23 protein-coding genes are annotated in these 25809 nt (G+C 55.4%); 2 read left to right on the top strand and 21 right to left on the bottom strand.

Going from position 1 to position 25809, the window contains the following annotated elements; genetic code table 11:
• Nucleotide 1: 1 nt before the first annotated feature.
• The 17 genes from ACLQ3M_RS08505 to ACLQ3M_RS08425 form a co-directional block, all read right to left on the bottom strand.
• On the bottom strand, nucleotides 2-427 hold the full coding sequence (locus ACLQ3M_RS08505; protein ID WP_411677272.1) for a pyridoxamine 5'-phosphate oxidase family protein: 426 nt from the start codon (nucleotides 425-427) through the stop codon (nucleotides 2-4).
• Nucleotides 381-1031 carry a regulatory protein RecX gene (locus ACLQ3M_RS08500; RefSeq protein WP_411677271.1) on the bottom strand — a complete coding sequence of 217 codons (651 nt, stop codon included), beginning with the start codon at nucleotides 1029-1031 and terminating at the stop codon, nucleotides 381-383. Before ACLQ3M_RS08500 ends, ACLQ3M_RS08505 begins: the two co-directional genes overlap by 47 nt.
• Complete coding sequence (gene recA, locus ACLQ3M_RS08495) at nucleotides 1028-2176, bottom strand: recombinase RecA (protein WP_411677270.1); 1149 nt, start codon at nucleotides 2174-2176, stop codon at nucleotides 1028-1030. Before recA ends, ACLQ3M_RS08500 begins: the two co-directional genes overlap by 4 nt.
• 89 nt (nucleotides 2177-2265) lie before the next feature.
• Nucleotides 2266-3120 carry a peptide chain release factor N(5)-glutamine methyltransferase gene (prmC, locus tag ACLQ3M_RS08490; protein WP_411677269.1) on the bottom strand — a complete coding sequence of 285 codons (855 nt, stop codon included), beginning with the start codon at nucleotides 3118-3120 and terminating at the stop codon, nucleotides 2266-2268.
• Nucleotides 3117-4085: a DUF1385 domain-containing protein gene (locus tag ACLQ3M_RS08485; RefSeq protein ID WP_411677268.1), complete on the bottom strand. Its 969-nt coding sequence runs from the start codon at nucleotides 4083-4085 to the stop codon at nucleotides 3117-3119. The genes prmC and ACLQ3M_RS08485 overlap by 4 nt, the downstream gene beginning before the upstream one ends.
• Before the next feature lie 31 nt (nucleotides 4086-4116).
• On the bottom strand, nucleotides 4117-5550 hold the full coding sequence (locus tag ACLQ3M_RS08480; RefSeq protein ID WP_411677267.1) for a sensor histidine kinase: 1434 nt from the start codon (nucleotides 5548-5550) through the stop codon (nucleotides 4117-4119).
• A gap of 47 nt (nucleotides 5551-5597) precedes the next feature.
• A complete protein-coding gene (locus ACLQ3M_RS08475) occupies nucleotides 5598-6308 on the bottom strand; it encodes a response regulator transcription factor (protein WP_411677266.1) in 711 nt (236 codons plus the stop codon).
• Nucleotides 6309-6329: 21 nt separating this feature from the next.
• Nucleotides 6330-7679 carry an FG-GAP repeat domain-containing protein gene (locus ACLQ3M_RS08470; protein WP_411677265.1) on the bottom strand — a complete coding sequence of 450 codons (1350 nt, stop codon included), beginning with the start codon at nucleotides 7677-7679 and terminating at the stop codon, nucleotides 6330-6332.
• A gap of 413 nt (nucleotides 7680-8092) precedes the next feature.
• Complete coding sequence (locus ACLQ3M_RS08465; RefSeq protein ID WP_411677264.1) at nucleotides 8093-9364, bottom strand: M14 family zinc carboxypeptidase; 1272 nt, start codon at nucleotides 9362-9364, stop codon at nucleotides 8093-8095.
• Between the two features lie 58 nt (nucleotides 9365-9422).
• Nucleotides 9423-10355, bottom strand: a complete 933-nt coding sequence (gene pfkB, locus ACLQ3M_RS08460) for a 1-phosphofructokinase (RefSeq protein ID WP_411677263.1) — start codon at nucleotides 10353-10355, stop codon at nucleotides 9423-9425.
• Nucleotides 10356-10603: 248 nt separating this feature from the next.
• Entirely contained in the window at nucleotides 10604-12115 is a 1512-nt protein-coding gene (malQ, locus tag ACLQ3M_RS08455; protein ID WP_411677262.1) for a 4-alpha-glucanotransferase, read from the bottom strand.
• A gap of 26 nt (nucleotides 12116-12141) precedes the next feature.
• The gene (locus ACLQ3M_RS08450; RefSeq protein WP_411677261.1) at nucleotides 12142-12978 is read right to left on the bottom strand and encodes a carbohydrate ABC transporter permease; all 837 of its coding nucleotides are present in this window, start codon (nucleotides 12976-12978) and stop codon (nucleotides 12142-12144) included.
• Nucleotides 12978-13823: a carbohydrate ABC transporter permease gene (locus ACLQ3M_RS08445; protein WP_411677260.1), complete on the bottom strand. Its 846-nt coding sequence runs from the start codon at nucleotides 13821-13823 to the stop codon at nucleotides 12978-12980. The genes ACLQ3M_RS08450 and ACLQ3M_RS08445 overlap by 1 nt, the downstream gene beginning before the upstream one ends.
• 82 nt (nucleotides 13824-13905) lie before the next feature.
• Nucleotides 13906-15312: an ABC transporter substrate-binding protein gene (locus tag ACLQ3M_RS08440; protein ID WP_411677259.1), complete on the bottom strand. Its 1407-nt coding sequence runs from the start codon at nucleotides 15310-15312 to the stop codon at nucleotides 13906-13908.
• Nucleotides 15313-15616: 304 nt separating this feature from the next.
• The gene (locus ACLQ3M_RS08435; protein ID WP_411677258.1) at nucleotides 15617-17983 is read right to left on the bottom strand and encodes a glycogen/starch/alpha-glucan phosphorylase; all 2367 of its coding nucleotides are present in this window, start codon (nucleotides 17981-17983) and stop codon (nucleotides 15617-15619) included.
• 195 nt (nucleotides 17984-18178) lie between these two features.
• Nucleotides 18179-19174, bottom strand: a complete 996-nt coding sequence (locus ACLQ3M_RS08430; RefSeq protein WP_411677257.1) for a LacI family DNA-binding transcriptional regulator — start codon at nucleotides 19172-19174, stop codon at nucleotides 18179-18181.
• Between the two features lie 163 nt (nucleotides 19175-19337).
• Entirely contained in the window at nucleotides 19338-20444 is a 1107-nt protein-coding gene (locus ACLQ3M_RS08425) for a uridine kinase (RefSeq protein ID WP_411677256.1), read from the bottom strand.
• Between the two features lie 132 nt (nucleotides 20445-20576).
• Here ACLQ3M_RS08425 and ACLQ3M_RS08420 point away from each other — a divergent pair, with 132 nt between their 5' ends.
• Nucleotides 20577-21545 carry an FkbM family methyltransferase gene (locus tag ACLQ3M_RS08420; protein ID WP_411677255.1) on the top strand — a complete coding sequence of 323 codons (969 nt, stop codon included), beginning with the start codon at nucleotides 20577-20579 and terminating at the stop codon, nucleotides 21543-21545.
• 70 nt (nucleotides 21546-21615) lie between these two features.
• On the opposite strand, the gene ACLQ3M_RS08415 is transcribed toward ACLQ3M_RS08420, so the two are convergent.
• On the bottom strand, nucleotides 21616-22800 hold the full coding sequence (locus ACLQ3M_RS08415; RefSeq protein ID WP_411677254.1) for a GH25 family lysozyme: 1185 nt from the start codon (nucleotides 22798-22800) through the stop codon (nucleotides 21616-21618).
• Between the two features lie 90 nt (nucleotides 22801-22890).
• Nucleotides 22891-23223: a winged helix-turn-helix transcriptional regulator gene (locus tag ACLQ3M_RS08410; RefSeq protein WP_411677253.1), complete on the bottom strand. Its 333-nt coding sequence runs from the start codon at nucleotides 23221-23223 to the stop codon at nucleotides 22891-22893.
• 153 nt (nucleotides 23224-23376) lie between these two features.
• Here ACLQ3M_RS08410 and ACLQ3M_RS08405 point away from each other — a divergent pair, with 153 nt between their 5' ends.
• A complete protein-coding gene (locus ACLQ3M_RS08405) occupies nucleotides 23377-23772 on the top strand; it encodes a pyridoxamine 5'-phosphate oxidase family protein (RefSeq protein WP_411677252.1) in 396 nt (131 codons plus the stop codon).
• Nucleotides 23773-23865: 93 nt separating this feature from the next.
• Here ACLQ3M_RS08405 and ACLQ3M_RS08400 read toward each other — a convergent pair whose 3' ends face one another.
• Both ACLQ3M_RS08400 and ACLQ3M_RS08395 read right to left on the bottom strand, forming a co-directional pair.
• Complete coding sequence (locus ACLQ3M_RS08400) at nucleotides 23866-24306, bottom strand: GNAT family N-acetyltransferase (protein WP_411677251.1); 441 nt, start codon at nucleotides 24304-24306, stop codon at nucleotides 23866-23868.
• A 22-nt stretch (nucleotides 24307-24328) separates the two neighbouring features.
• Nucleotides 24329-25621: an MFS transporter gene (locus ACLQ3M_RS08395; protein WP_411677250.1), complete on the bottom strand. Its 1293-nt coding sequence runs from the start codon at nucleotides 25619-25621 to the stop codon at nucleotides 24329-24331.
• Nucleotides 25622-25809 lie beyond the last annotated feature (188 nt).

Genomic DNA, 25809 nt, shown 5'->3' with positions numbered 1-25809 from the left:
TTCAGACGATAAAATCCTCCGAATGAAAATTACTATAATATCTGCCAGCCATCGCCGTGAATTTCAGCACGCAGTAGTCGGGGTCCGCGACGCCCTCCGGATAGTATCTGTCATCGCCTTCCCGCCAGATCATCGCCTTGGACTCCGCATCCTCCAAAACCTGCATGGTGCCTTTGAGCATCACGCCGCGAAAAAAACGCTTGTCGCAGAAATAAATGCAGGCTTTGGGATTTTCACGGTATTGCTCCGCACGAAGCGACGATGTGTTGGTCGTAAAATAAAACGCCCGGATTCCCTCGCGTTTTCTGGGGGAGAACATCGCCTTCACGTTCGGAAAGCCGTCCGCGTCGGCGGAACCGACGTACGCCGTTTTCTGTTTGTCAATCAGATTGCCGATCGTCTTCTCCGCATCCCGCAAAGCTGTCATCCTCTTCCTCAAATTTTCTGAGCCCGCTTTTGATGTCATCCCACCGGTAACCTAACCTTTGCAGCGCCGCCACAACGCGGTGCCGCCCCTTTTCGTCGCCCAGAAGGCGGGCGTATTTCTTTTGGAGAAGCCTTTGGACGGCTTCGACCGGGTCCGGCTCGCTTTCTTCCACAATGCGCTCCGCCAGATCGCGTTCGATCCCCCGTTTCGCCAGCTCCCATTTTACACGGGAAGCGGAGCAGCCCTTGCGTCCGAACAGTTCCGCTGCAAGGTTCCGGGCATACTCCTCATCATTGACCATCCCGAGTTCAACCAGACGCGAGGCGGCCCGCTCGGCCGCCTCGCGCGAAACGGTTCGGGCAATTTTGTCTGCAAGCTCCTTTTGGGAGTGGGCGCGGTGTTCCAGAAGATAAAGGGCCTTTTCCTGCGCGCGCCGCGCGTCGCTTTTCCGAATCAGCTCGTGCAGCCGCTCATCCGACAGTTCCGCGCCCGGTTTCAGCCCGGAGAGGACAAAGGTCTCCGTATCCACGCTGACGGCGTATTCCCCGTCGACAAAGAGGGCCGTCAGGCCCTTTCTGCGGGGTTCCGCCGCGGAGAGCATCATTCGTCGTCCGCCTCAATGTCGATATCGGAATTGGCGCTCGCTTTTCCGTTTCCGGCGTCCTCTTCCTTGACGGCGGTTTCCACGGGACGGATTTTCGATCCGGGCGCCGGCTTATTGAACAGCTCCGTCATATGCTGCCGAATCTGTTTCTCCAGTTCTTCCGCCGTATCCGGGTGTTCCGCGAAAAAGTTTTTCGCATTTTCGCGCCCCTGCCCGATTCTGATGTCCTGATAGGAAAACCACGCGCCGCTTTTCTGCACAAGGTCGAGCTGAACGCCGAGGTCCAGCAGCTCTCCGTCGTGCGAAATCCCCTGTCCGTACATCACGTCGAACTCCGCGGAGCGGAACGGCGGCGCAATCTTGTTCTTGACCACCTTCGCCCTCGTATGCGAACCGATCATTTCCGTTCCGTTTTTCAAGGTTTCGACCTTGCGGATATCGATTCTGACGGAAGCGTAGAATTTCAGCGCTCTGCCGCCCGGGGTCACCTCGGGGTTGCCGTACATCACGCCGACTTTCTCGCGCAGCTGATTGATAAAGATCGCCACGCAGTTTGATTTGGAAATCGCGCCCGCCAGCTTGCGAAGGGCCTGGGACATCAGGCGGGCCTGCAGGCCGACGTGGCTGTCGCCCATTTCGCCCTCGATTTCCACCCGCGGTACCAGCGCCGCCACCGAATCCACCACGATAACGTCGATCGCGCCGGAGCGCACCAAAGCCTCCGTGATTTCCAGCGCCTGCTCGCCGGTGTCCGGCTGAGAGACCAGCAGGGAGTCCACATCCACGCCGAGCGCACGCGCGTAAACCGGGTCCAGCGCGTGTTCCACGTCGATGAACGCGGCGTTGCCGCCGTTTTTTTGCCCCTGCGCGATGCAGTGCAGCGCCAGCGTAGTTTTGCCGGAGCTTTCCGGCCCATAGATTTCTATGATCCTGCCGCGCGGCAAGCCGCCGATTCCAAGCGCCAGGTCAAGCCCGAGCGAGCCGGTCGGAATCGCCTCGACATGCATGGCCTCGTTCTGTCCCAGGCGCATGACCGCCCCTTTGCCGTATTGCTTTTCGATCTGCGCCAGCGCTGTTTCCAGCGCCTTCTTTTTATCGGTTCCCTTGCCGACCAGCTTTTCCGGCATTTTTTTTCCCGCCGCCATACTGAATTCCTCCCGTCAGGCTCTTTCATTTCTTCCAATTCATTATAATCGATCGTCCGGGGAAAAGCAAGGACTTTACGAACAAATGTTTATCTCACTTTTCTTGCGGAAACGACCCGGTCAATGTTGTTAAAATCCTTGTAAAAGCGGATTTCGGAGAGACCGGCATCCGCAAAGAGGGCGGCAACCCGCCGTGCCTGATCCTCTCCGCACTCCACGCACAGAACGCCGCCCGGCCTTAGCCGGGGCGCCCAGATTTTCGCGATCGCGCGGTAGAAGTCAAGGCCGTCCTCACCGCCGTCCAGCGCTTCGCGCGGTTCCCGCCGGACTTCCGGCTGAAGGCCGGGCAGCTCCTCCGCACGGACATAGGGCGGGTTGGAAACGATGCAGTCCAGGTCCCGGAACCGCTCCGCGGAGGCGGGATTCAAAACATCGAGGCGAACGGCCCGAACATTCGAAAGCCCTTGTCTTTCCAGATTGAGGTTCAAATAATGGAACGCGGGCTCCAGCCATTCCGCCGCGCCGACCTTCGCGCCGGGGAATCGCGCCGCGAGCGTGAGCGCCACCGCCCCCGTGCCGGAGCACAGATCAAGAATTTCCGGTTCGGCCGAGCCCTCAAGCAATTCCGCGGCGGTGCCGACCAAAACTTCCGTCTCCTCACGGGGAATCAGCACGCCCTCCCCAACCAGCAGGTCCATTCCGCAGAACGGCCACTCCCCCAAAATATACTGAAGCGGCCGCCCGTTGATGCGTTCGCGCAGAAATCCCCGGAACTGTTCCGTTTTGACGGGGTCGGCCGCCTGAGCCGAGCGGAGAATCCGCTCCTGCCGGTCAAACCCGAACGCTTTTTGAAACAGGCATCCGGCTTCAAAATCCGGGCCGTCGATCCCCGCGTCGAACAGGGCGCGCCGCCCCTCCCGGTAAACCTCGCCGACCGTGCTCATGAATCGCTTTTCAGCGCGATTTTGTCCTCTCCGTTTTCGGGGATAACTTCCTTCATCGCGGCAATCGCGGCTTCCATCATTGAGTCGTCCGGCTCCTTGGTCGTGATGCGCTGTACCCAAAGCCCGGGCGCCGCGATGATCCGCGTCAGCATGTTTTCGTTTCTGCCGCAGTAACGGATCAGTTCATACCCGATGCCCATGACCAGCGGAATGCACAGGATTTTGACCGCTGTGCGGAGCAGCGGATTCGAAAACGGGATAAACAGGCCGATGAAAATACCGACCAACAGCATCAGCACCAGAAAGCTGGTGCCGCACCGCGGGTGGAACCGGCGATGCCGCCGCACATTTTCCACGGTAAGCTCCTCGCCGCTTTCATAGCAGAAAATCGTTTTATGCTCCGCTCCGTGGTACTGGAACAGGCGGCGGATATCCTTCATCTGCGAAATCGCCGTCATGTACGCGAGAAGGATCACCATTCTCATCAGCCCTTCCGCGGGCGATCGCCAAACGGCAAAACCCGGCCCGGCGGCCCCCGGAATCAGGTTGAAAAGCCAGGTGGGAAGAATGTAAAACAGCGCGATTGCCAGCAGGATGCCGAAAACGGTCCCGATGGTCATCACGATATTTGTGATCTGGTCGCCGAACTTGTCGTTCAGCCATTTGTCGAACTTGGATTCCTCCCCCTCTTCCACCTCCTCCATGCCGGAAATTTCGGCGGAGCGGGACAGGGCGCGGTATCCGACCGCAATGGAATCCACAAAGGCGGCCACGCCGCGCAGAAAGGGCAGCTTTAAAAGCGGATGACGGGTGCGCGGATCTTTCGCCGGCAGCTCTTCCAGCGTGATTTCACCGTCCGGCTGACGCACGGCGAGGACCGTTTTTTTCGGTCCGCGCATCATGATTCCCTCAATCAGGGCCTGTCCCCCGATGGATGTAATGCACTTGATCTTCTCTCTGGGCATAAACTCCTGGTTTCCTTTCTGATATTATCTCTTATGTCTCCTGCATTTCGTTTTCCAGTTTATCATAGGTGGGGATTCTGATGGTTACCGCCGTGCCGATGTTTTCATGGCTTTCAACTTCAAGGCTGCCGGAATGCAGATCCATGATTTCATCCGCGAGCGCCAGGCCGATGCCCGACCCGCGCACGGTCTGGTTTGCCTTGTAGAATTTCTTTTTCACGTTCGGAAGATGCTCCGCAGGGATTCCGCAGCCGTTGTCGCTGATAACGACACGGATGAAGCCGTCCTCCTCGTCGGCGGTCACGCTGATGGTGCCGCCCTCGCTGGTATATTTCAGCGCGTTGTCCAGAACATTGACAAACACCTGACGCAGCCGGTTGATGTCGCCCAGCACGGGGGAAAGCATTTCCGGCTCTTCATACAAAAGGAATTTACGCTCCGACGAAGCGCGCTCGCTGAACATATAGACGGCTTCGCCCAGCTCCGCCAGTAGATCGATTTTGTCCATGGTCAGCGTCATGCGGCCGCTCTGCATACGGGAAAAATCCAGCAGCTCCTCCACGATTCCGGAAAGGCGCTCCGACTCGCGCACAATGATGCTCATGCCCCGGCTGAACGTCTGCCGGTCGGTGTCCCCGGCCTGAATCGTCTCCGCCCAGCCCTTGATGGCGGTCAGCGGCGTTCGCAGCTCATGGGAAACCGAGGAGATAAAGTCGTTTTTCATCTTTTCGCTCTGGCCCAGTTCGTCCGCCATGTCGTTGATGGTGTCGCAGAGCCTGCCGATCTCATCGTCGTTCGTTTTCCGAATGCGGGCCTTGAAATCGCCCTGCGCGATCAGCCTCGCGGTCGCGCCGATCCGCTTGATCGGAACGATGATCGACCGCATGAAATAATAGCTGGACAGAATAACAAACAGCAGGATCAGCAGGCCGGCAATCATCAGCGCGCCCACCACGATGAAGATCTGCCGGTCCGCATCCTCAAGGGAAACGACATACCGGATGGCCCCGACCGTATTGCCCAGATTACTGCGCATCACGCGGGTGACCGCCATGACCTTTTCCCCGCTGGAAAGCCGGCCCGTCCAGGTGCCGTAACCGCCCGCGCTTTTCAGCGCGGCCTCATAATCCGGGATTTCCTGGTCCTCATCCGGCGCGAAGCCGATGGAAGTGCTCAGGATTTTTCCGGAGGAGCTGATGACCATCAGCTCCATGTTTTCCTTGTTCGGAAAATTTTCCACATAGCTGCGCGCCGCGGTGGAAAATTCCGTGGGGGATTCCCTGCCGTAGCTGGAAAACATATTCGTCAGCTCGTCGCTCCGGCCGTTTAAAGCGGAGCGGATTCCGTTGTAGACATAACCCTGAATCACCGCGGAAAGGGTTGCGATCAGCGTCACCACAATCAGCAGAATCACCCCAAGGCTGTTTAACAGCCAGCGCTTTGTGATGCTGCTTTTCTGGATCATGCCGGTCCCTCCTTTCTCCGCGGATCAATTCCCGATCGATGGCGGGCTCAGCCCGCCCCTTCCCATTTATACCCAAGCCCCCAAACCGTAATGATATGCCTGGGGTTGGACGGTTCGTCCTCCACCTTCATTCTCAGCCTGCGGATGTTCACGTCCACGATTTTTTCTTCCCCGTAGTACGCGTCGCCCCAGACATGCTTCAAAATGTCCGTGCGGTCCAGCGCGGTGCCGGGATTGCTGAAGAAATACTCCATGATCTGAAACTCCACCTGCGTCAGCTCCACGGGCGTTCCCCGCCGCAGAAGCGTGCGGTTGCGCAGGCTGAGCACAAATTCGCCGGAACGGATTTCGTCGCGCAGGCCGCCGTTGCTCCTTGACTGCTCCAGCGCGACGCGCCGGTAAACCGCGTCCACCCGCGCGACCAGCTCGCTGGGGGAAAAGGGCTTTGTCACATAATCGTCCGCTCCCATCATCAGCCCGCTGACCTTATCCATTTCCTGCGTTTTGGCCGTCAGCATGATAATGCCGATCGAACCGCTCCTGCGGCGAAGCTCCTTGCAGACCGCAAGTCCGTCAAACTGCCCCGGCATCATAATGTCCAGAACCGCAATGTCGATTTCATTCCCTTCCCGGTCGTAGATCTGAAGGGCCTCCTCGCCGTTGGCCGCCTCGCGTGTCTCATAACCGGCGCGATTTAGGTTAATCACGACAAATTCGCGGATCGCCTGCTCGTCTTCCGCCACCAGTATCGTTTTCATTGGGTCTTCCTCCCGACCTAATCAATCTTTTGAAATCAACTGAAACGCTTCCAGGACTTCACTTTTGGTCATGGAAAGCGGGTTGTCCGGCGAAGGCAGACTTGCCGCGAAAACCGAATTGTCGCTTTCCAACAGTTCAAAATAATTTTTGGTGCCCTCCCCCTGTTCCCACTCCTTGCGCGTGAAGGTCTGAATGGTCAGCAGCGGCGAGCCGGTAAACCCGGCCTTGTTTTTCTGAGTCGTCAGCCATTCGTAAACCGTCACCGTGCGGGAGCTCGGGTCCAGCTTTGCAGTTGTCTTTCCCCTCCACATATCGGGAATCGAAAACCAGTACCCGTCCGAATAGTTGATGAACATGCTCATCACGCGGAACAGGGTGCTGGTATCCGTATCATAGCGGAACCAGCTGGTCAGATACGCCGAATCGTCGGAGGTCTTTCCGCTGTAGCCCGGCATCAGGGTTACCATTGGAACCTCGATAATCCGGTCGCCGTTGATATCCTTGCTGACGACGGAGGTATTCCGTTCGGTGCTTTTTGCGGTTTTTGTTTTTGGGTCGTAAAACGGCGAGCGGAGCGTCCCCGTTTTTTTATCCCAATAAAGAAGCTCCGTCACCATGGTATCCGCCGATTTGGTTCCGTCCAGGACAATGCCGACCTGCTTCGCATTGATCAGCCCCGTCAGAACGGACACATACTTGGTGACCCCGGAGTCCAGCGGAGCCGAACCCATCTGTTCAATCGACCCGTCCTTGACGCGCAGCAGCTGTGCGGAAGCCGGCTGGTCGCCGACCGATACGCTTGCGGTAAAGATTTCATCGCGCCCGTCCCCGTCAAAGTCCATCACCGCCATTTCGGTATAGCTCTGGCTGAGCTTCAGCTCCTGCATCTGGCCGTTTTTGTTATAGTAAACACAGATGTCCCCCGTGTTGTTCAGGCTGCTGCCCCAGCCGACGACCACCTCGTCCTTTCCGTCGCCGTCCAGGTCGCCGAAGCAGACCCGGTCCACCTTGGAAGCCGGGTTGTTAAAGGTACCCATACTTTCCCATGTTCCGTTGGTTCTGCGCATGAACATAATGTTGATTCCGGACGTGTCGTCGCCTTTCTGATAAAAAGCGATCGCCTCGTCATTCCGATTCCCGTAAATATCATGCTTGATAATCGCGGAGCGGTAGTCCCCCGCGGAGGGATATTTCAGCGTCATTTTTCCGCCGGCCGTGCTTTCCAGCAGATTCTGAATATCCGCCTCGTTTTCACCGGTCGGCTTCGGCGCGTGCATCAGCGACTGGGCGTCCAGCCCGACGAAGGAACAGCCGGACAAAGAGGCGAGCATCAAAAACAGAGCCGTTAAAACGGCGGCTTTCCACTTCATGCGGCAATTTCCTCCCTTCCGGCATGAATTCAATTTATTATAACATAATTCATAGTAAAAAACAGTATCAAAACTGTAAACATGCGGTTTCGGACGGGCCGCAGGCAAGTCCGCGGTTTTTTGAATTCCCGGCACAGGCGGGAGTTTTCGGTTCATAAAAAATACCCTTTGTCAATGCCGGGCATTGACAAAGAGGAAAGGAAACAATATGACTGATTAGAATATATTGTTCGTGCTTTCGTCCATGTTCACTGTGCGTTTGTCTTCCTCGTAGCCCTCCGCGCGGTCGGGGACCGAAAGCACCGTCCGAAAAAAAACGGATGAATAATTCTATCCCGACAAAGCGGCCGCCGGTATTCCGGCGGCCGCAGTCTTTGGAAACAGTCCGGCAAAACAGAGTCTCTTTCTGTTCTTCAGACGGTCGATGTGTAAAGCAGCATCGGCAAGTTCGTCTCATAGATGGTGTCGAACTGGGAAATCGGAAGCGGGTTGGTCCCCGTGCCGACTTCCACCGTGTAGCCGGGTCTGCGGTACTCCTGGGTAAACCAGTCCTTGTAGCCGGAGTAGGAAGTGACTCCGGAGGCCTCCTCAAGCCCGTAGCCCGTGATTTCCGCCATTTGTTCGCCGATGACTTTCGCTTCCTGCGGAGCCATGTTCATAAAGTTCCAGTAAATGACGCGCCCCTGCGAATGGTAGGCGATGACCAGCCGGAAGTTATGGTTCTGCGTAAACCGGACGACCGCGCGGGACTCCGGCTCCGAAAGGGGATACGGCCCGGGGTAACGGGTCGGGCCGGGGCCGGTGATTCCCAGAGCTGCGGCCGCCTCTTTTCCAAGCTGCCAGGCGGCGTCATAGTTATGGTTCAGGTCGACCCCGTGGATATTTGCTTCCCAGTCCTTTGAAAAATCCGTGCTGCCGTTGTTCCAGCGAACCAGGTCGCCATAATAGGGGTTTCCCCGCTGAAGCCCGTCGATGACCAGATTCACACCGTCCGGGTTGACCATCGGCATCAGGTAAATGCTGCTGCGCTGCCACATCGAATTGATATCGTAGCCCTCAAGCTCCCCGCCGTAGGCATACGCCTGCAGAACGTCCTCCGTGAATTTCATTAAAACAGGCGTCGTAATCCATTCCAGCGCGTGGTGCGCCGCATTATAGAATACCTGATTCGACCCTCTGCCGAGGCGCAGCGTGTAAAGGGTTTTGCCGAGCACGCTGTTCCCGGAATTGGTCACTTCCAAAAACGGATAGCGCGCTTTCAGCCCCTGTATGCTGTGCGTCAGGACCTCGTAGGTAAAAGCGGTGTCGGTCGGCACCACGTCGAAATTATAAGGCACCACGATCCGGCGGCCCACCGGAAGGGTTTCCGGATTCAGTTCCGGATTCGCCGTGGACAGAGCCTGTACGGAGGTGCCGTATTTCTGTGCAATTCCATAGAAGGTATCGCCGCGCCGCACCGTATACAGGTCGTAACCCAACAGAAAGCGTTCGAGGATGCGCCCGGTCGCGGTTCCGATCACCCCGTCCGGCACAAGTCCGAATTGCCGCTGAAAGCGTTCCACCGCTTCCCGTGATGCCGGACCGAAAGACCCGTCAACCTCCCCTGAAAAATAGCCGGACCGTTTCAGCACCGACTGTATTTCCATCACGTCGCTGCCGGACATTCCCTCCTGAAGGGTCCTCAATCTCATCACCCCAAAAAATGATTCTTTTTCTATCATTTGTATTGGGGGAGAAAGGCGATTATTCTATTTTTTCTACCGAAATCAGCGGCAGCATCTGCAAAAATCCTTTCCGCGTACACATCCGGGTTCCCTCCAGAACCAGCGAACCGTGCGCGGCGGCAACCCCGTACCGCAGGACTTCCGGAATCGGCATTCCGCGAACAAGCGCGTAGCTCATGCCGGCGACCATGGAATCGCCCGCTCCCTGAAGACCCCGCACGGGGACGTCCGCGCCGGCGGAAAACCAGGCGTCGTCCTCCGTAACCAGCAGGGCGCCCTCTTTCCCCAGCGATACACAGACCATTCCGACTCCGAGCTTAACGACGCGCCGCGCAGCCCGGAGCGCGTCGGTACGCGAAGCAATCCGCTCGCCGAACGCTTCCTCCAATTCGTCGCGGTTCGGTTTAATCAGGTACGGACTCCCCTTGATTCCCTCCAGCAAAAGCTCCCCGCCGGCGTCGATCACCGTGCGCACCCCATGCCGCTCGGCCCGCTCCGCCAGCAGGCGGTAATAATTTTGGGGAACTCCGGGCGGGGCGCTGCCGTCCAGAACCAGCAGCGAAGCCTTCGGCAAATTTCGTTCCAGCGTCCGCTCGAACTCCTCCAGAGCGTCCGGCCCGACTTCCGCGCCGGCTTCGTTCAGCTCGGTCATGACTCCCGCCCCGGCGTCGAATATTTTAATGTTGGTGCGCAGAGTGCCGCCGACTTCCGTCAGCTCGCCCGAAAGTCCCATCTCACAAAGCGCCCGCGGCAGAAAATCCCCGCTTTCTCTGAAATTGAACCCCAGGCACCGCGTGTCTTCACCAAGATTTTTCAGCGCGGCGCTGACGTTGATCCCCTTTCCGGCCGCGTCGCAGCGCGAAGCGGAAACGCGGTTTGTTTTGCCCGGAACAAAACCTTCCACCTGAACGGTGCGATCGATGCACGGATTCAATGTTACAGTTATGACCATTTTAACCCCCCGATTTTTGAGACTGCGTTTCTGCCGTTCCCTGAAACAGCCGGATTCCTCTATACTATTCTCAAAACCAGCCCGGTTAATCAAAGGTTTCCCGGAAAAGGACCCAAAAAGCGGCGCCTCCGCAACGGAGGCGCCGCTCATATCGTAAATCTTTCGAAATCAATTTGACAGGCGCGGAGTTTTCCCCGAAGGGCCCGGCCCCCGCGCCCGCCGCATATGGGAAAGACATATGCCGAAAATTAGGTGGCCGCGGGCTCTTCCGCGCGCCCGAACAATACGGACAGCGAACGGATTTGTTCCGCGAGCTGCGGCGTCAGAGCTTCTTTCTGAACCCGCCAGCGCCAGTTTCCGCCGACCGTGCCCGGAATATTCATGCGGGCTCCGGCGCCCAGGCACAGATAATCCTGCATCGGAATGACGCAGGTGTCCGCCACGCTTCCGAGCGCCGCGCGGATCATGCCGTAGGTAAATTCCGTTTCGTCTTTGCTGCGAACGTTCAGGTACTGCCGCGCGTACTCCACGTCCCGGGACGGCGCGCTGTGCTGCCAGTCCGCGGTTGTCGTGTTGTCGTGCGTGCCGGTGTAAACCACGCAGTTTCGCCCGTATTGATAAGGCAGATAGTCGCTTTTTTCACGCGAGTCGAACGCAAACTGAAGAACCTTCATGCCCGGAAAACCGCTTTTCCGCAGAAGAAGCCGCACGTCGTCGGTTAAAAATCCCAGGTCTTCCGCAATAATCCGGATGCCCGGAATTTTTTCCTTCATCACGTTGACAAACCGGATTCCCGGCCCTTTGCGCCAGCGGCCGCCGGTTGCGTCGCGGTCGCCCGCCGGCACGGCGTAATAGCTTTCAAAGCCCCGGAAATGGTCGATCCGGACCACGTCGTAAACACGCGCCGCAAAGCTGAGCCGGCGAATCCACCAGGCGTATCCGTCCCGCTCCAGGCGGTCCCAGTCGTAAAGCGGGTTCCCCCACAGCTGCCCCGTCGGGGAAAACGCGTCCGGCGGGCACCCGGAGACCTCCGTAGGATTCAGCGCTCCATCCACCTGGAACAGTTCCGGGTGGGTCCACAAATCGGAGGAATCCGGAGAAACGTAAATCGGGATATCGCCGATCAGTTCAATCCCGTTTTGATGCGCGTAGTCCGTGAGCGCGTCCCACTGGGTGAAAAACAGGTATTGAATCGCCTTCCACAAATGAATTTGGCCGCCGAGACGCGACTCAGCGCCCGTGATCGCATCCCGCGCCCTCAGGCGGAGCGGCTCGGGCCAGCCGTGGAACGAGACCATGCCGTTTTCGGCCTTCAGCGCCATAAACAGCGCATAGTCGTCAAGCCAGTCGGCATTCCTTTTACAGAACGCCAGAAACCGCGCGTCCGTCGGATTCAGCCTGCCCGCCGCATGGCCCAGCAGCGGCACGCGGTTTTCGTAAAGCGCGCCGTAATCCACAAACTCCGGGTCGTCGCCGAACCGGGCGGCCGAAATCTCCTGTTCGGTCAAAAGGCCGTCCTCCGCGAGCAGATCCAGATCGATCAGATAAGGATTCGCCGCAAACGCGGAAAAGCTCTGATAAGGGCTGTCGCCGCAGCCGGTCGGCCCGACGGGGAGAATTTGCCAGTAATGCTGACCCGCGTCTTTCAGAAAATCGATAAATTGATAAGCTTCCTTTCCCAGACTTCCGATCCCGTGGCGGGAGGGCAGACTGCTCACAGGCAGCAAAATTCCACTGGTACGAATAAGAGAACCCTCCAATATTGTTCAATTAACGGATTTGGGGTTCAGCCTTTGACAGCGCCCGCAACGACACCCCGTATAATATATTTCTGGCAGGAAAGGTAAAACACAATTACCGGTATCATGGAAAGAACCAGCACCGCCATCATTGCCCCCATGTCCTTGGAGCCGTAGCCTCCGCGGAGATACTGGACTGCGATCGGAATAGTGCGGTACTGCTGTCCGATTACCAGATAAGGAAGAAGATAGTCGTTCCAGGTCCACATGGCGATCAGAATCGCGACCGTTATGACCACGGGCTGCAGAATGGGGAACACCACGCGGAAAAACACCTGAATCGGATTGCAGCCGTCGATCATGGCCGCCTCCTCAATATCGATGGGTACGGACTTGATAAAGCCGCTGAACATAAACACGGAAAGCCCCGCGCCGAATCCGACGTACAGCACGACCACGCCGGTCGGCGTGTCAAGATGAAGCATATCCGCCGTTTTTGACATGGTGAACATGACCATCTGAAACGGTACGATCATGGAAAAGATCAGCAGGTAATAAAGCGCGCTGGAATAGGTCGACTTAATCCGGGTGATATACCACGCGGCCATGGAATTGAAAAGGCCGATCAGCAGAACGGCAAACACCGTAATATACAGGGAATAGCCGAACGCGCTGAAAAAGGCGGTCTTGTCGACGCCGTTGAAATAGTTATCCAGCCCAACGAACATGCTGCCGGTCGGCGGAAGAAACGCGGTTTCCGAAATGTAGAACCGTCCCTTGAAGGAATTCATCAGAACGACCAGCACCGGGGCCAGAAACAGAACTGCCAGAATGAGAAGTGCCAGAAAGACGACGCGGTTTGAAGCAGCATTCCTGCGTTCCATCAGTTTTCCACCTCCCTGCTTCTGGTCAGTCTGAGTTGAATGAAGGCGATGACCGTGACCAGCAGGAAGAAGATGACCGCCTTGGCCTGGCCGATCCCCTCGGAATGGATCGAACCGTAAAACGTATTGTAAATATTGAGCGCCAGCATTTCGGACTGTTTGCCCGGCGCGCCCGCAGTCAAAGCAAGGTTCTGGTCAAAGAGCTTGAAGGAGTTCGTCAGCGTCAGGAACAGGCAGATCGTGATGGACGGCATCACCATTGGAACGGTGACGTGGAACAGCTCCTGAATCGGGGTCGCCCCGTCCACGGCCGCCGCGTCCCGCAGCTCCGTCGGGACATTCTGAATTCCCGCGATGTAGATGATCATCATATATCCGATCATCTGCCAGTTCATCAGCACAACCAGGCCCCAGAAGCCGTATTTCGGGTCGGTGGTCAGCGTCACGCCAGACTGGTATAAAATCCCGTTGATGATCAGCTGCCAGATATACCCGAGCACGATGCCACCGATCAGATTCGGCATGAAAAATACCGTGCGGAACCCGTTGGTCCACCGGACGCCGCGCGTGAGCAGCAGCGCCAGAAGAAACGCAAGAAGATTAATAGAGATCACCGAGATGACGGTGAATTTTGTGGTAAACCAGAGGGAATTCAGAAAATCCCCGCCGGAAGTGAACGCCTTTATGTAGTTTTCAATTCCAACCCATTTGGAATCCATCACCGTCGTAAATTCGGTAAACGACAGGTAAACACCCATCAGAAACGGCGCGAGAAATGCGATGAGAAACGCGAGTAAGGTTGGGAACGTGAAAAAAGCCACATATTTTTTCAGAACTTTTTGCATCTGTCTTTCCCCCGTTAAAAAATAGTGAGTGAGCCGTCCGGGGTGCTGCACTCACTATTTACAAGCATGCCTTAAGAATCGGTTATGATTTTGCCTTTTCCGTCTTCCAGTCGTTGACGACGACGGATTTTACGTCGTCCCATTTTTTGCTGCCCTGCGCGTATTCCAGAAGCGCGGCGCCAACGTTGTTCTTGTAGTCCTGGCTCGGGAAGCACTCAAAGGTCCACGGAACTGTTTTAATATCTTTTTTGGCCATCCAGGTGGTTACTTCCTTTGCAAGCGGATCGTCCGGGCGCTCGCTGTCGGAGAAGGAATCAAACGGAGCAATGAAGCCGAGTTTGTTCGTGACGTAATCCTTGCCTTTGTCGCTGGTGTAAAGCCAGTTAAGGAAGTCCTCGGAAGCCTTCTGCTTGTCTGCCGAAACCTTGCTGTTGATGCAGAAATAATTTTCGGTGCCGATGCACAGGCCCTGATTTTCCTCGCCCTTCACGCCGGTATAGATCGGCATGAATTTGATGTCGTCCGCCTTGACCACATTGCCGGAAACGCCGCTGATCTGCGACCAGGCCCAGTTGCCGTTCTGTACCATCGCGGCTTTGCCGAGGGCGAACTCCGCCATGGAATCGTCAACCGATTTGCTGCCGAGCAGGCCGGGTTTTGTCGTGGAATTGTTCAGGTACAAGTCGAAAATGTTCTTGTAGTTGTCCGCGTATTTGAATGTGATCTCCTTCGCGGCCAGTCCGGTCACCACGGTGTTCGCATCCTGATCGGCGTCCTTAAACTCGTAGTACATCGGCATGTTCAGCAGGTGGGTCTGCCATCTCCAGTCCTCGCCGGAAGCAAGGGAGGTCGATGCGAAAACGCCGTCGATTCCAAGGTCCTTCTTATGTTTTGTCATGTCTTCCACAACGGATTTCAGCGTTGCGAAGTTATTGATCTGATCTGTAGAGGTAATGGAAACCGCTTTGTTGGAAAGGGCAAAGTATTTTTTCATGACGGCATTGTTATAGATGATGCCGTAGCCCTCTACCACATAGGGGATTCCGTAAACGCCGTCGCCGCTCGTCACCGCCATGCTCTTATCCATCAGGTGGCTGTACAGCTCCGTGCCCTTCAGGTCCGCGCAGTAGTCCTTCCAGGTTTCATAGCCGACCGGGCCGTTGATCTGAAAAATCGTCGGCGCGTCCGATTTCGCAATTTCGGATTTCAGCGTCTGTTCATAGGTGCCGCTCGCCGCGGTAACCACATTGACCTTGACTCCGGTTTCCTTTTCATAATCCGCCGCAATATCCTTATAAACTTCCGCAATTTCCGGTTTAAAATTCAGAAAATAGATTTCCTTTGCGCCGCTGCTTGCGGCGGAACTTGTTCCCTGAGCCGAGGCCGCCTGAGAAGAAGACGCGGGACTGTTGCTGCTGCACGCCGCCAGCGAAGCCGCCGCGGTCAGCGCCGCAACCGCCAGAGCAAGTATCCTTTTCAACTTTTTCATAGAAATCCTCCTTAAAAATTTATGATCGGCCGACCGGCAGTCCGACCGGCTTTCATAATTTTCTTCGCCCGAAGGACCGGCAATTGCAAATCCTCAGGGGAAGAGGAAGGCGTCGAATATTTTTCGAAATATGTTTTCGCTTTCCAATGAAGAGAATACCATTTTTGCTTGTAATTGTCAATAACATTTTTCAGAATTGAAGTATCCGTTCGTGTATAATGCTGTTTTACGTAAGACGAAACGTGTGGTTATCACTATATATTCGATTAGATTTGGCTTTTTTTCGATTCAATTCCCGAAATATTTATGTTTTTTGAATCTTCCAGATCTCCTCGGCATAACCCGTCACCGTACGGTCGCTCGAAAATTTTCCGGAATGTATCAGATTCATAAACTCTTTTCGCGCAAACGCCGCTTGATCGAGATAGTCGCTGTTCGCGAGGAGCCTTGCCTCGCGGTAAGAGTCGAAATCGTAGAGCAGGAAGTATTGGTCGGGCCTGTGCCAGGAGGCGCCTTCCAGAAGGGAGTCTGACAGCTCCTTAAAAATACCGCATCCGCCGTCGTCCAGCGTTCCGTCCGTTAAAGCAGCCAGCGCTCGTTTGGCGTTCGGATTGTTTTTCAGCAGCGCCTTCGGGTCGTAGCTTTCCCGGATTCGGTCCAGCTCTTCCACACGGGCGCCGAAAATATAATTGTTCTCAAAGCCGGATTCCCGCACAATCTCAATATTCGCCCCGTCATAGGTGCCCAGCGTCGGTGTGCCGTTGAGCATAAATTTCATGTTGCCGGTGCCGGAGGCCTCCGTGCCCGCCGTCGAAATCTGCTCCGAAAGGTCGGCGGCACAGACCAGCTTTTCCGCATAGGATACATTGTAGTTCTGTACGAACACCACGCGGATCAGGTCGCGGACGGCGGGGTCCGAATCGACCAGACGGGCAATCTCGTTGATCAGCTTGATGATTCCCTTTGCGCGGGCGTATCCGGGCGCGGCCTTCGCGCCAAACAGAAACGCCGTGGGTGTAAAGGATTTCAGGCTGCCGTCCTTGATCCCAAAGTAAAGATCCAGGATGGACAGGGCGTTTAAAAACTGGCGCTTGTACTCATGCAGCCGCTTAACCTGAATATCGAACAGAAAATCGTCCGGGATACTCACGCCTTCCTTTTTCAGGATAGTTTCCGAAAGCTGCCGCTTCTTCTCCCGCTTCACCGCAGCGAATTCCTCCAGAACAGCCGGGTCGTCGGCAAAGCGCTCCAACCGGCTCAGCAGGTTCAGGTTCGTAACCCAGTCTTTTGTGCCCAGCAAACGGGTGACCAGCGCGGAAAGCTCCGGGTTGCAAAGGGCAAGCCAGCGCCGCTGCGTAATTCCATTTGTTTCGTTTCGGATGAGGCCCGGTGAAATTTCGTTCCATTCCTTCAGGACGCTGTTTTTTAGAATTTCGGTGTGAAGCTCGGCAACGCCGTTGACCGCGCAGGAGCCGTAGATCGCCAGGTTTGCCATATGCGCCGCTCCGTCGCGAATGACCCCGCAGGCCTTCAGATTTTTCGCGGCGGCGCCCCCCGCCGCGAGGAAACTCTTTTTCTGGTATTCGTCGATCCGCCGGAGCACCGCGCAAACACGCGGCACAGCCTTTTCATACAACTCAAGGCTCCAGGTTTCCAGCGCTTCCGCCATGACGGTATGATTGGTATACCGGAACGTTTTCTGCGCTGTTTGAAACGCGGGTTCAAAGTCCATTCCGTGTTCCTCGCACAGGATCCGGACCAGCTCGCAAACGGCGGAAGCCGGGTGAGTGTCGTTGAGCTGAATGGCGGTGAACTCCGGCAGCCGGGTAAAATCCTCGCCGTACTTTTTCATGAATCGTTTAAGAAGGTCCTGAACGGAAGCGCTGCAGAAGAAGTACTGCTGACGGATGCGCAGCAGTTTTCCCTCGTCCGTGCTGTCGTTCGGGTACAGCATGCGGGAGAGGTCCTCCGCCCTGTTTTTCCCCTCCACGGCCCCGTCATAGTCCTGATCGTTGAATTTCGAAAAATCAAATTCTTCAACCGGTTCGCTCTGCCACAGCCGGAGCGTGTTGATCCGCCTGCCGCCGTAACCGATGACGGGCATGTCGTAGGGAACGGCCCGGACCGAAAATTCCCCGAAATCCACGTTTACCGCGTCTCTGTCTTTTCGGATGGACCACGGGTCCCCGAAGCGGGTCCAGTCGTCCGCGGTTTCCGTCTGGAACCCGTCCCTGAACCCCTGCCGGAACAGACCGTAACGGTAGCGGATTCCGTACCCGTCCAGCGGATACCCGAGGGTCGCGGCGGAATCCAGAAAGCAGGCCGCAAGCCTGCCGAGGCCGCCGTTCCCGAGCGCGGCATCCTCGATCTCCTCCAAAGAGTTAAGGTCGGAGCCGTTTTCCCGCAGAACCTGTCTGACTTCTTCCGTCATCCCCAGAGCAAGAAGATTATTGAAAATCAGCCTTCCGACCAAAAACTCCGCTGAAAAATAATAAGCACGTTTTTGTCCCTGATAAATTTTTTTACTTTCCGCCCAAGCCGGCGCAATGCGGTTCATCAGGCATTTTGTAAGCGCGTTGTGCAACTCGAACGCCTTTGCGCCCGCAATTGAGCAGCCGCACTGCGCAAGAAGCTCCCGATTCAGATCCTCAGCCAGTGAACTTTTCTTCAATGCGAAACCCTCCCGTTTCTCTTAATGTCTGAAAGCGCTATCAGAATACCACATATTTTCGAAATTTTCAAGTAATTTTATCGAAAATAATATGTCGCTTTCTGAGGTTTCCAGCCTCACCGCCGCCGGTAACCCCGGGATACAAAAAAACTGAAACGGAAAAATCCGTTTCAGTTTGTGAATTTTCTAAATGGATCAGGCTTTCGGTTTTCCGGTGGACTCCCTTACCACAAGTTCCGGCATTAAAAGCAGGCGGTTCACATGATTTCCATTCATGATCTGTTCCATCACCATGCAGACATTTTTCCCGATGGCGAGGCGGTTCTGCCGGATCGTCGTCAGGGACGGCGTTGTGTAGGATGCCAGCGGCAGATCGTCAAACCCGGCGACGCTGACGTCGTCCGGGACGCGAAGCCCCATGCGGTACAGCTCGCGAAGAACGCCGTGGGCGAGAAGGTCGCTCGCGCACACGATTGCGGTTGCGCCCTCACGGATAAAATAGCCGACAAACCTGTCGGCGCAATCCTCCATATAGTCCCCGTGCGCCACCAGTTCCTCCCGCACGGCCAGCCCGCATTTTTCCATTCCCATGCGGAAGCCGTCAAGGCGCTCCTGGGAAACGCGGCTGATCGTCTCGCCGTTGAGCATCGCGATATTCCGGTGGCCAAGCTCGGCCAGATGCTCCACAACGTAAAAAATCCCCTGCTGATTGTCCACGCCGACACAGGCGACGTTTTTATTGTAGACGACGTTGTCCAGCAGAACGGTCGGAATCTTTGTTTTTCGCATCTGCGCGATAAAATCGTTGTGCAGGGTAAAGCCGAGCAGAAAGCCCGCCGCGTAATTGTTTGCCGTCATGTAATCATCGTAGTTGTATTCCGATTCCTGATTCATCGCGAGCGGAACGATGGAAACGTCCCATTTTTTCGCCGCGGCTTCCAGCTTAAAGCCCACAATAATATCATAGCCGAACTGTTCAATTCGCTCGTAGCCCATATTTTCAATGAAAACACAAATTCTGGTCGGGTCCGCGCCCGTGCGGTTCTGTTTGGGGATATATCCCATCTTTGTAGCGGTGTTCAGAATCAGCTGCCTGGTTTTGTCGCTGACGTCGCTGGCTCCGCTCAGCCCTTTCGAAACAGTGCTGACGGACAGGTTCAGCTCGTTCGCGATATCCTTGATAGTAGCCACTGCGTTTTCACATCCGATTTCTAATTTTACGAAATTTTCGAAACTAGCCTTATTTTATCACAGGACAGTGCCTCTGTCAATCAACGCAGGAAAAATCACCGTACTTCAGGCGGAGTGCATCCTCTCGAAAGAGATTCGAAAACGCGCGGTTATTCTCATTTCGTCAGGCAAAATCCTCAAATCCGGATGTATCCAGAATCAGGTCGCATAAATCGCCGATTTTCATTTCTTCCAGATACCGTTCCTCAGCCGGAATCCACCTTTCGAGAAAATCATGCAGCCTTTTTCCGTCGCTGCGAAGAAAGATCCTTCTCTGCTGCACATTCGGCAGGCAGGTCAGAAAGACGCGATAATCGAAAAAGCTCCTGAAATCCGAGTGAAGAGAATAACTCCCCTCAACAACTGCGAGGGGCTTCGGCTCCACCTCCACCGGCGGCAGCATCGTCCCTTTTTGACAGGAATAGGGGCAATAACGGATTTTTCGCCCTTCGCGCAGCGGAAGCAGAACCTCTTTCAGAAGACGTTCGCGGTCAATATTTCCTCCGGGCTGTTTCATCCAGTCCGGATCGCGGCGCTCCGGCGGGACATAGAAGTCGTCGATATGAAACACATTACAGCCGAACACCTCCCGAAGAAGGCCGGCCAGATAAGACTTTCCGCTCCCGCACCTTCCGTCCAGCGCGAGAAGCAGGGGCCGCGGCGCATGATGAGAAGCAGTCAGCTGCATCACATCTTTGAAAACCGGCAGATAAGCGTAATAGGCCGCCTTTACGACCCGGTAATGCGGAGAGTAGTATTTCCGATATTCCGGGCTGTGACCGACCGGTTCGCACCCGGAGGAAACGTACCGCGACAGAAAAGCGTCCATTTCCTCCCCGCCGACGGTGAGCTGCCCTTTCGCGGCCATCTTCCTGAGCAGGCTCAGTTTTTTCTGAAACCGCATCCGGTTCCCTTCGTATGTTCTCGCCGTTGCGGACTGCATCCGGCTCAGCAGGGGAAGGAATTCCTCCGTTTGCGGGCCGGGCTCCAGGAAAATACGGCAAAGTTCGTTTCCGATCGGTTCCATTCGCGGGCCGCGGCCTGCGTTTTCCTGTTGTTCCGGCAGGGAATAAAATTCGTTTTGCAGCCGGTCCAGATTTTGTCCCTCGTCCCCCAAAAAATGGGAACACCCGAATTCATTCTGATACAGGAGCTTTACATAGTCAGCGGGCTTCATGTGCGGATACGCCCTGCTGTGCCACAGGATTACTTCGGTTAGCTCCTCTTCCATAATATCCCTCCAAGAGTCATTCTAATATATTATAACATAGGCGCGGGGGCATGTCGACCTGACCGTAAACACTTGTCACTAAAATAACAGCCGTCGCATAGAATGGCATACATATTTTCGGGAGGAATCACAATGTCGAAAACAAATGGGAAAACGGATACTCAGGTTGACCGGGAGTTTAAAGCTCTGGTGGACTTTCTCAGCCCTTTCAATGAAAAAGAAGTGCAGGACGCAGTGGAAAGGAACCTGGCGTACTTCAAGCAGAACGACGAACGAAATTACCAGGCGGCCATCGCTTATTACAATAAGTATAAACTCTGGGGCCTTTACGCCCCGCAGTACGGCATCCGCGAGCTGGCGGAAAACCGGGCACAGGCGCTGGCCGGCCACATGAAAGACTTCGAGTGGCTTTATCAGCGGCTCGGCGATTACCGCTCCCGCGTGATCCTGACCAATATTCTATATTACTGGCTGATGTCGAAATACCCCCGGATCGCGCAGATTCAGGACCATACGTTTCCGCAGTACTTCGACCTCGACCTGATCCGCTGCGATAAAAACGAGGTGTTCGTGGACATCGGCGCCTATACCGGCGACACCGTTCTCAGTTATATCAGAACCTTCGGTGAGGATTGCTACAAACGAATTTACTGTTACGAAATTCTGCCCGCGGACATAGAGCTGATCAAAAAAAACACGGAGCAGAACAAGCTGAAAAACGTTGAGATCAGAAATAAAGGAGCCGCCGACAAGCCCGGCAAGCTTTATCTGAACAGGCCGTCGGATTCCGTTTCCTCCATCGCGCAGCTTGTGGAAACAGGCGACATAGAAGTTCCGACCGTTGCCATTGACGACGACATCGAAGAGCCGGTCACGTTCATCAAAATGGATATCGAAGGAGCGGAAGAACAGGCCCTCCTGGGCTGCCGTAAGCAGATTGCGGACCATCACCCGAAGCTGGCCCTCAGCGTCTATCACAACCACAAGGATATGTGGAAACTGGCGAGAATGATCGAGGAATATGACCCCAGCTATCGTTTTTATCTGCGTTATTACGGGAACGCCCTGCTGCCGACCGAATATCTTCTTTACGCCGTCTGAGGAAAACTCTGCAAATCAAAAAACGCGCCCGCCGTTTTTCGGCGATGGCGCGGTTTTTAATTTCAGATACTTAAGCGACCGTCACGACGCAGCGGCGCACGGGTTTTGCGCCTGCAACGGTCGAATACAGAGAAGTGGCGCCGGCGCCCGCCGCAGTAATCTTCACATACCAGCACCCACCGGCGGCTTTCTGGGATACGACCTTTACCGCCGCGGAATTGCCGCTGGAAAAGACCGGAAGCCCGGAAATGCCGTTCGGCGTAAACTTGAAGGTATAGCTTTTTCCCTTTTGCAGGGTAATCGCGGACGGGCTGTCGGAAAGCAGCGAGATATCCCGGGCCTGCGGCGCGGGATTCGGATAATCACGGTAGGAATAGTCCAAGTCCACCTGTGTGGAAACACCCGCGACCGTTCCCGTGTGAGAATACTGCCAAGCCGTGTAATTCCCGTTGTAATTCGGCTGGCTCACGCCAATGTGCGCCACCCATTTGTCATACGGGTCTAAAACGGAACCGGTTAATTTGTTACTGAGCATATCGGCATAGCTGTACACCCCGGCCTGATACCCGGCGTCCGTGACCGTCTTGCAGAACGCCGCGGCGATGGCAGATACCTGCTCCGCAGGCAATGCGTACTGCGAGTCTTCCTCAATATCCAGGAACAGCGGATAATCAAGCGCTTTTCCGTTCAGAATACTCAGGCACACGTTTGCTTCCTTGACCGCATCCGCCTCGTCGAGGGCATAGCTGCGGTAGTAAACGCCGACCTTAAGCCCGGCTGCCTTTGCTCCGTTGTAATTCGCTTCAAAGGCGGTATCCGCCTGCGAAAGCTCGTCGCCGTACCCGGCGCGCAGAATTGCAAAGTCGACACCGCTGTTTTTCACTGTGTTCCAGTCGACCGTTTCCTGTTTCTGGGAAACGTCGATTCCCTTCACGCCGACCCGAACCGTACAGCTTACGCTGCGGCCGTCTCCCGTTGTCGCCGTGACCAGAGCGGCTCCGGGTCCTGCCGCTTTTACCGTACCGTGCTCAACCGAAGCGACGGCGGGGTTATTCGTATTCCAAAGCATCCCGTAGGTAACATCCGCGCCCCGGAACGACACGGTCAGCTGAGCGCTGTCCCCCACGGCAAGGTTCATGCCCGAAGCGCTGATTGCCGGAAGCATCACGTTCGCCGCCGACGCGGCGGAAGCCGGGATTGCGGCGGAAAGCGCCAGCACCAGCGTTACAAGCAGGGAAATCCATTTTTTCTTCATGATATCATCTCTGTTTCTGATTTTTCATTCGAACCCATTATACGCGCGGAGGAACTCACTGTCAATATCATCCAGCTTAGAGCAAAAGTCCTACTTGGAATTTACCTTCCGCTTGTACCCGGTTCCCCATTTCAGCATTGCGTCCAGCACGGGCTTCAGGCTGTAGCCGGTTTCGGTCAGGGTATATTCCACGCGGGGAGGAACCTCCGGGTACACTTTTCTGGTCAGCAGGCCGGATTGCTCCATATCCCGCAGATTCGACGTCAGCACCTTCTGCGAAATACTTCCGATCGATTTTTTCAGCTCTCCGAACCGGCGGGTTCCCTCCATCAGATCCCGCAGAATCAGGACCTTCCACCGGTCCGAAATCATCGTAAGGGTCACTTCAACGGGGCAGTTCGGCAGTTCCTTTTTCTGATTCATCGTCCGTTCCTGCTTTCCTGTTTATACTTAGTATCAAATTGTACCCTACATTACAAATATGTGCCTACTTCACATTTTGGAATTACAGTTCTATAATAATCTTAACGTCAGAGCGCGTCAAGCGCCACGGCCAAAAACACTGGAGGTATCAAAATGAATCATATTGTGGAAGCCCTGAAGGAAACAAAGGTTTTTTATGTTGCAACCATGGAAGGCGACCAGCCCCGGGTCCGTCCGTTCAGCGCCGTCATGGATTATGAGGGCAAAGCCTATTTCTGCACAAACAATACGAAGAATGTCTATCATCAGATCATGAAGAATCCCAAAGTGGAAATCTGCGGCTGCAAACCGGACGGCACCTGGGTGCGCGTCTCCGGCAAACTCGTCCGCGACGACAGCGACACCGTCAGAGCCGCGATGCTGGAGAACATGCCCATGCTGAAAAACATTTACAGTGTCGGCGACGGAAAATTTGAGGTTCTTGCTCTTTCGGAAGCAAAGGCCTCTCTCTGCTCCATGACGGACGCCCCGAAAGAAATTACGGAATAATCGCCGCGCATTCTGCAAAAAAGCTCCGGAATTTTTCCGGAGCTTTTTTCGCGTCTTTGATTGCCCGGGGCAGGTGGTGACAGAGACCGCCCTTTATTCCTCCCGAATCATCTGGCAGTAAGGCAAATCCTCGAACCCAAGCCTGCGGTACAGGGAAATCGCCTTTTGGTTTGTGGGCTCCGCTTCCAGCCGCACCCGTTTGACATCCGCCGGCAAATGCTCTTTCAGATGAGCGAAAAATTCATGTCCCAGCCCGCAGCCGCGGAATTCCGGCTTTACATATAGTTCCTCAATCCAAACGACCATGCCGCCCGCCTCCTGCGAAAAGGTTTTGGCAAGCAGCGCGTAACCCGCCGTTTGATTCCCGTACTCCAAAAAATAGGCCTCCGCGTACTCCCGCGAACGCATCAGCTCCTGAAACGCGGCTTCAAAATGCCGCCGGGGTATTTTGTGGCAGACCGCGTCGGACGAGTAAAAATCCTCCGCCATTTCGAGATATGCTTCCCGGTCGTCTTCCCTGATTTTTCTTACCATACCGGCGTTTTTCCCCCATTCATTATTTTTCCCGAAGGCTTCTCAGATTCCGGTTCCGATACCAGCATACGCTCAGTAAAAACCCGAGAACCCCGGTGCACAGAAACATGACCGCCATTCCGCTGCCGCTGCCGGAGCCCACAAGCCTTTGAAGCGCAGTGGCAAGCGGCGCGCGGCTTTTCAAAAAGGGCTCGAATCCGTAATCGGCCAGCGCTCCCCCCAGCAGCGTTCCCAGCGGGATGGTACCGAACTGAACGGCGTTTCTGACCGAAAAAACCCGCCCCTGAATTTCCTCCGGCACCGTCCGGTATAGAATGACGTTCTGCCCCGCCGCGACAAACGGAATGGGGATGCTCGCGGCGAGCGCCGCGACAATCCAGACCGGCACCGTCCGGCCCAGCCCCATCAGGACGTCTCCGAACAGAAAGGAAAACGCCGCGGAAAAATAGATCAGGCGGATTTTATCACCCGGCATTCTCACGAAGGAGACAATCAGTCCGCCGAGAACGCCGCCAAAGCCGATCGCCCCGCTGACAACACCCAGCGCGATTTCATTCTGCCCGCTTCTCGACAGGATCATGGCGGGCAGAATGTTTTCATAGGTGAGGTTGGAAAAGAAATTCATGACCGCCATGCTGAAGATGAGCGAAAGCAGACCCCTGCGATTAACCAGAAAACGAAACCCCTCTCGGCAGTCCGTTAAGAGGCGCCGCCTTCCGGCCGGCTCGCGAAGCGCCCGCCGCTCCGGAATACGGATCAGGAACAGAAGAACCGAAAAGGCAAAGAGAAAAGTCAGAAGGTCAAATTCAAGCACACCCTCAAGGCTCCAGAACGAACTGACAAAGGCGGCCAGCATGGGAGTCGCAACCGTAATCAGTGATTTGGAAAACGAATTCATTCCGCTGACTTTATCATACTGTTCCCCGGGAACCAGCCTCCCAACCGCGACAGCCGCCGCCGGAAGCTGGAACGCGTTCATCGACCCGGTGACCGCGTTGATTATATAAATTTGCCAAAATTCAAATCTTCCGCTTAGAAACAGGAGCAACACGGCCAGCGAACACAGCGCGGAAACCGAATCCGTCCAAAGCAGAATGGGCTTCTTTCGGTGCCGGTCGATAAACGTCCCCGCGAACACGCTGATTAAAAGATACGGTAAATAAGAAAAGAATGTCAATAAGGACACCGTCATCGCCGACTGCGTCCGGGCGTAAGCCCACAAAATCAGCGCAAATCCGGTCATGGAGCTGCCCAGCTCCGAAACGGACTGGCTGAGCCAGAATAGTAAAAAAGATCGGGATTGATTTGCTTTCACGTGGTTTCATCCTTTTTAGTAGTTAATTTTGAAATCCTAAAAAGTACAAAACCCGACGCGGACGATTCTATCATTACGCTCTGTACCGGCATCGCCCTTTGTCAGACCTTGTACAGAGTGAAAGCATTCATCATAAGAAACGGCGCACGCCGCATGGTTCTCACCCCCGATTTTTCGGCAATCCCCCC

The sequence above is a fragment of the Caproicibacter sp. genome, assembly GCF_046707225.1.
Lineage (GTDB): Bacteria > Bacillota > Clostridia > Oscillospirales > Acutalibacteraceae > Caproicibacter.
Note: the sequence above shows the minus strand (reverse complement) of the source record. Positions and strands in the feature narration are given on the sequence as shown.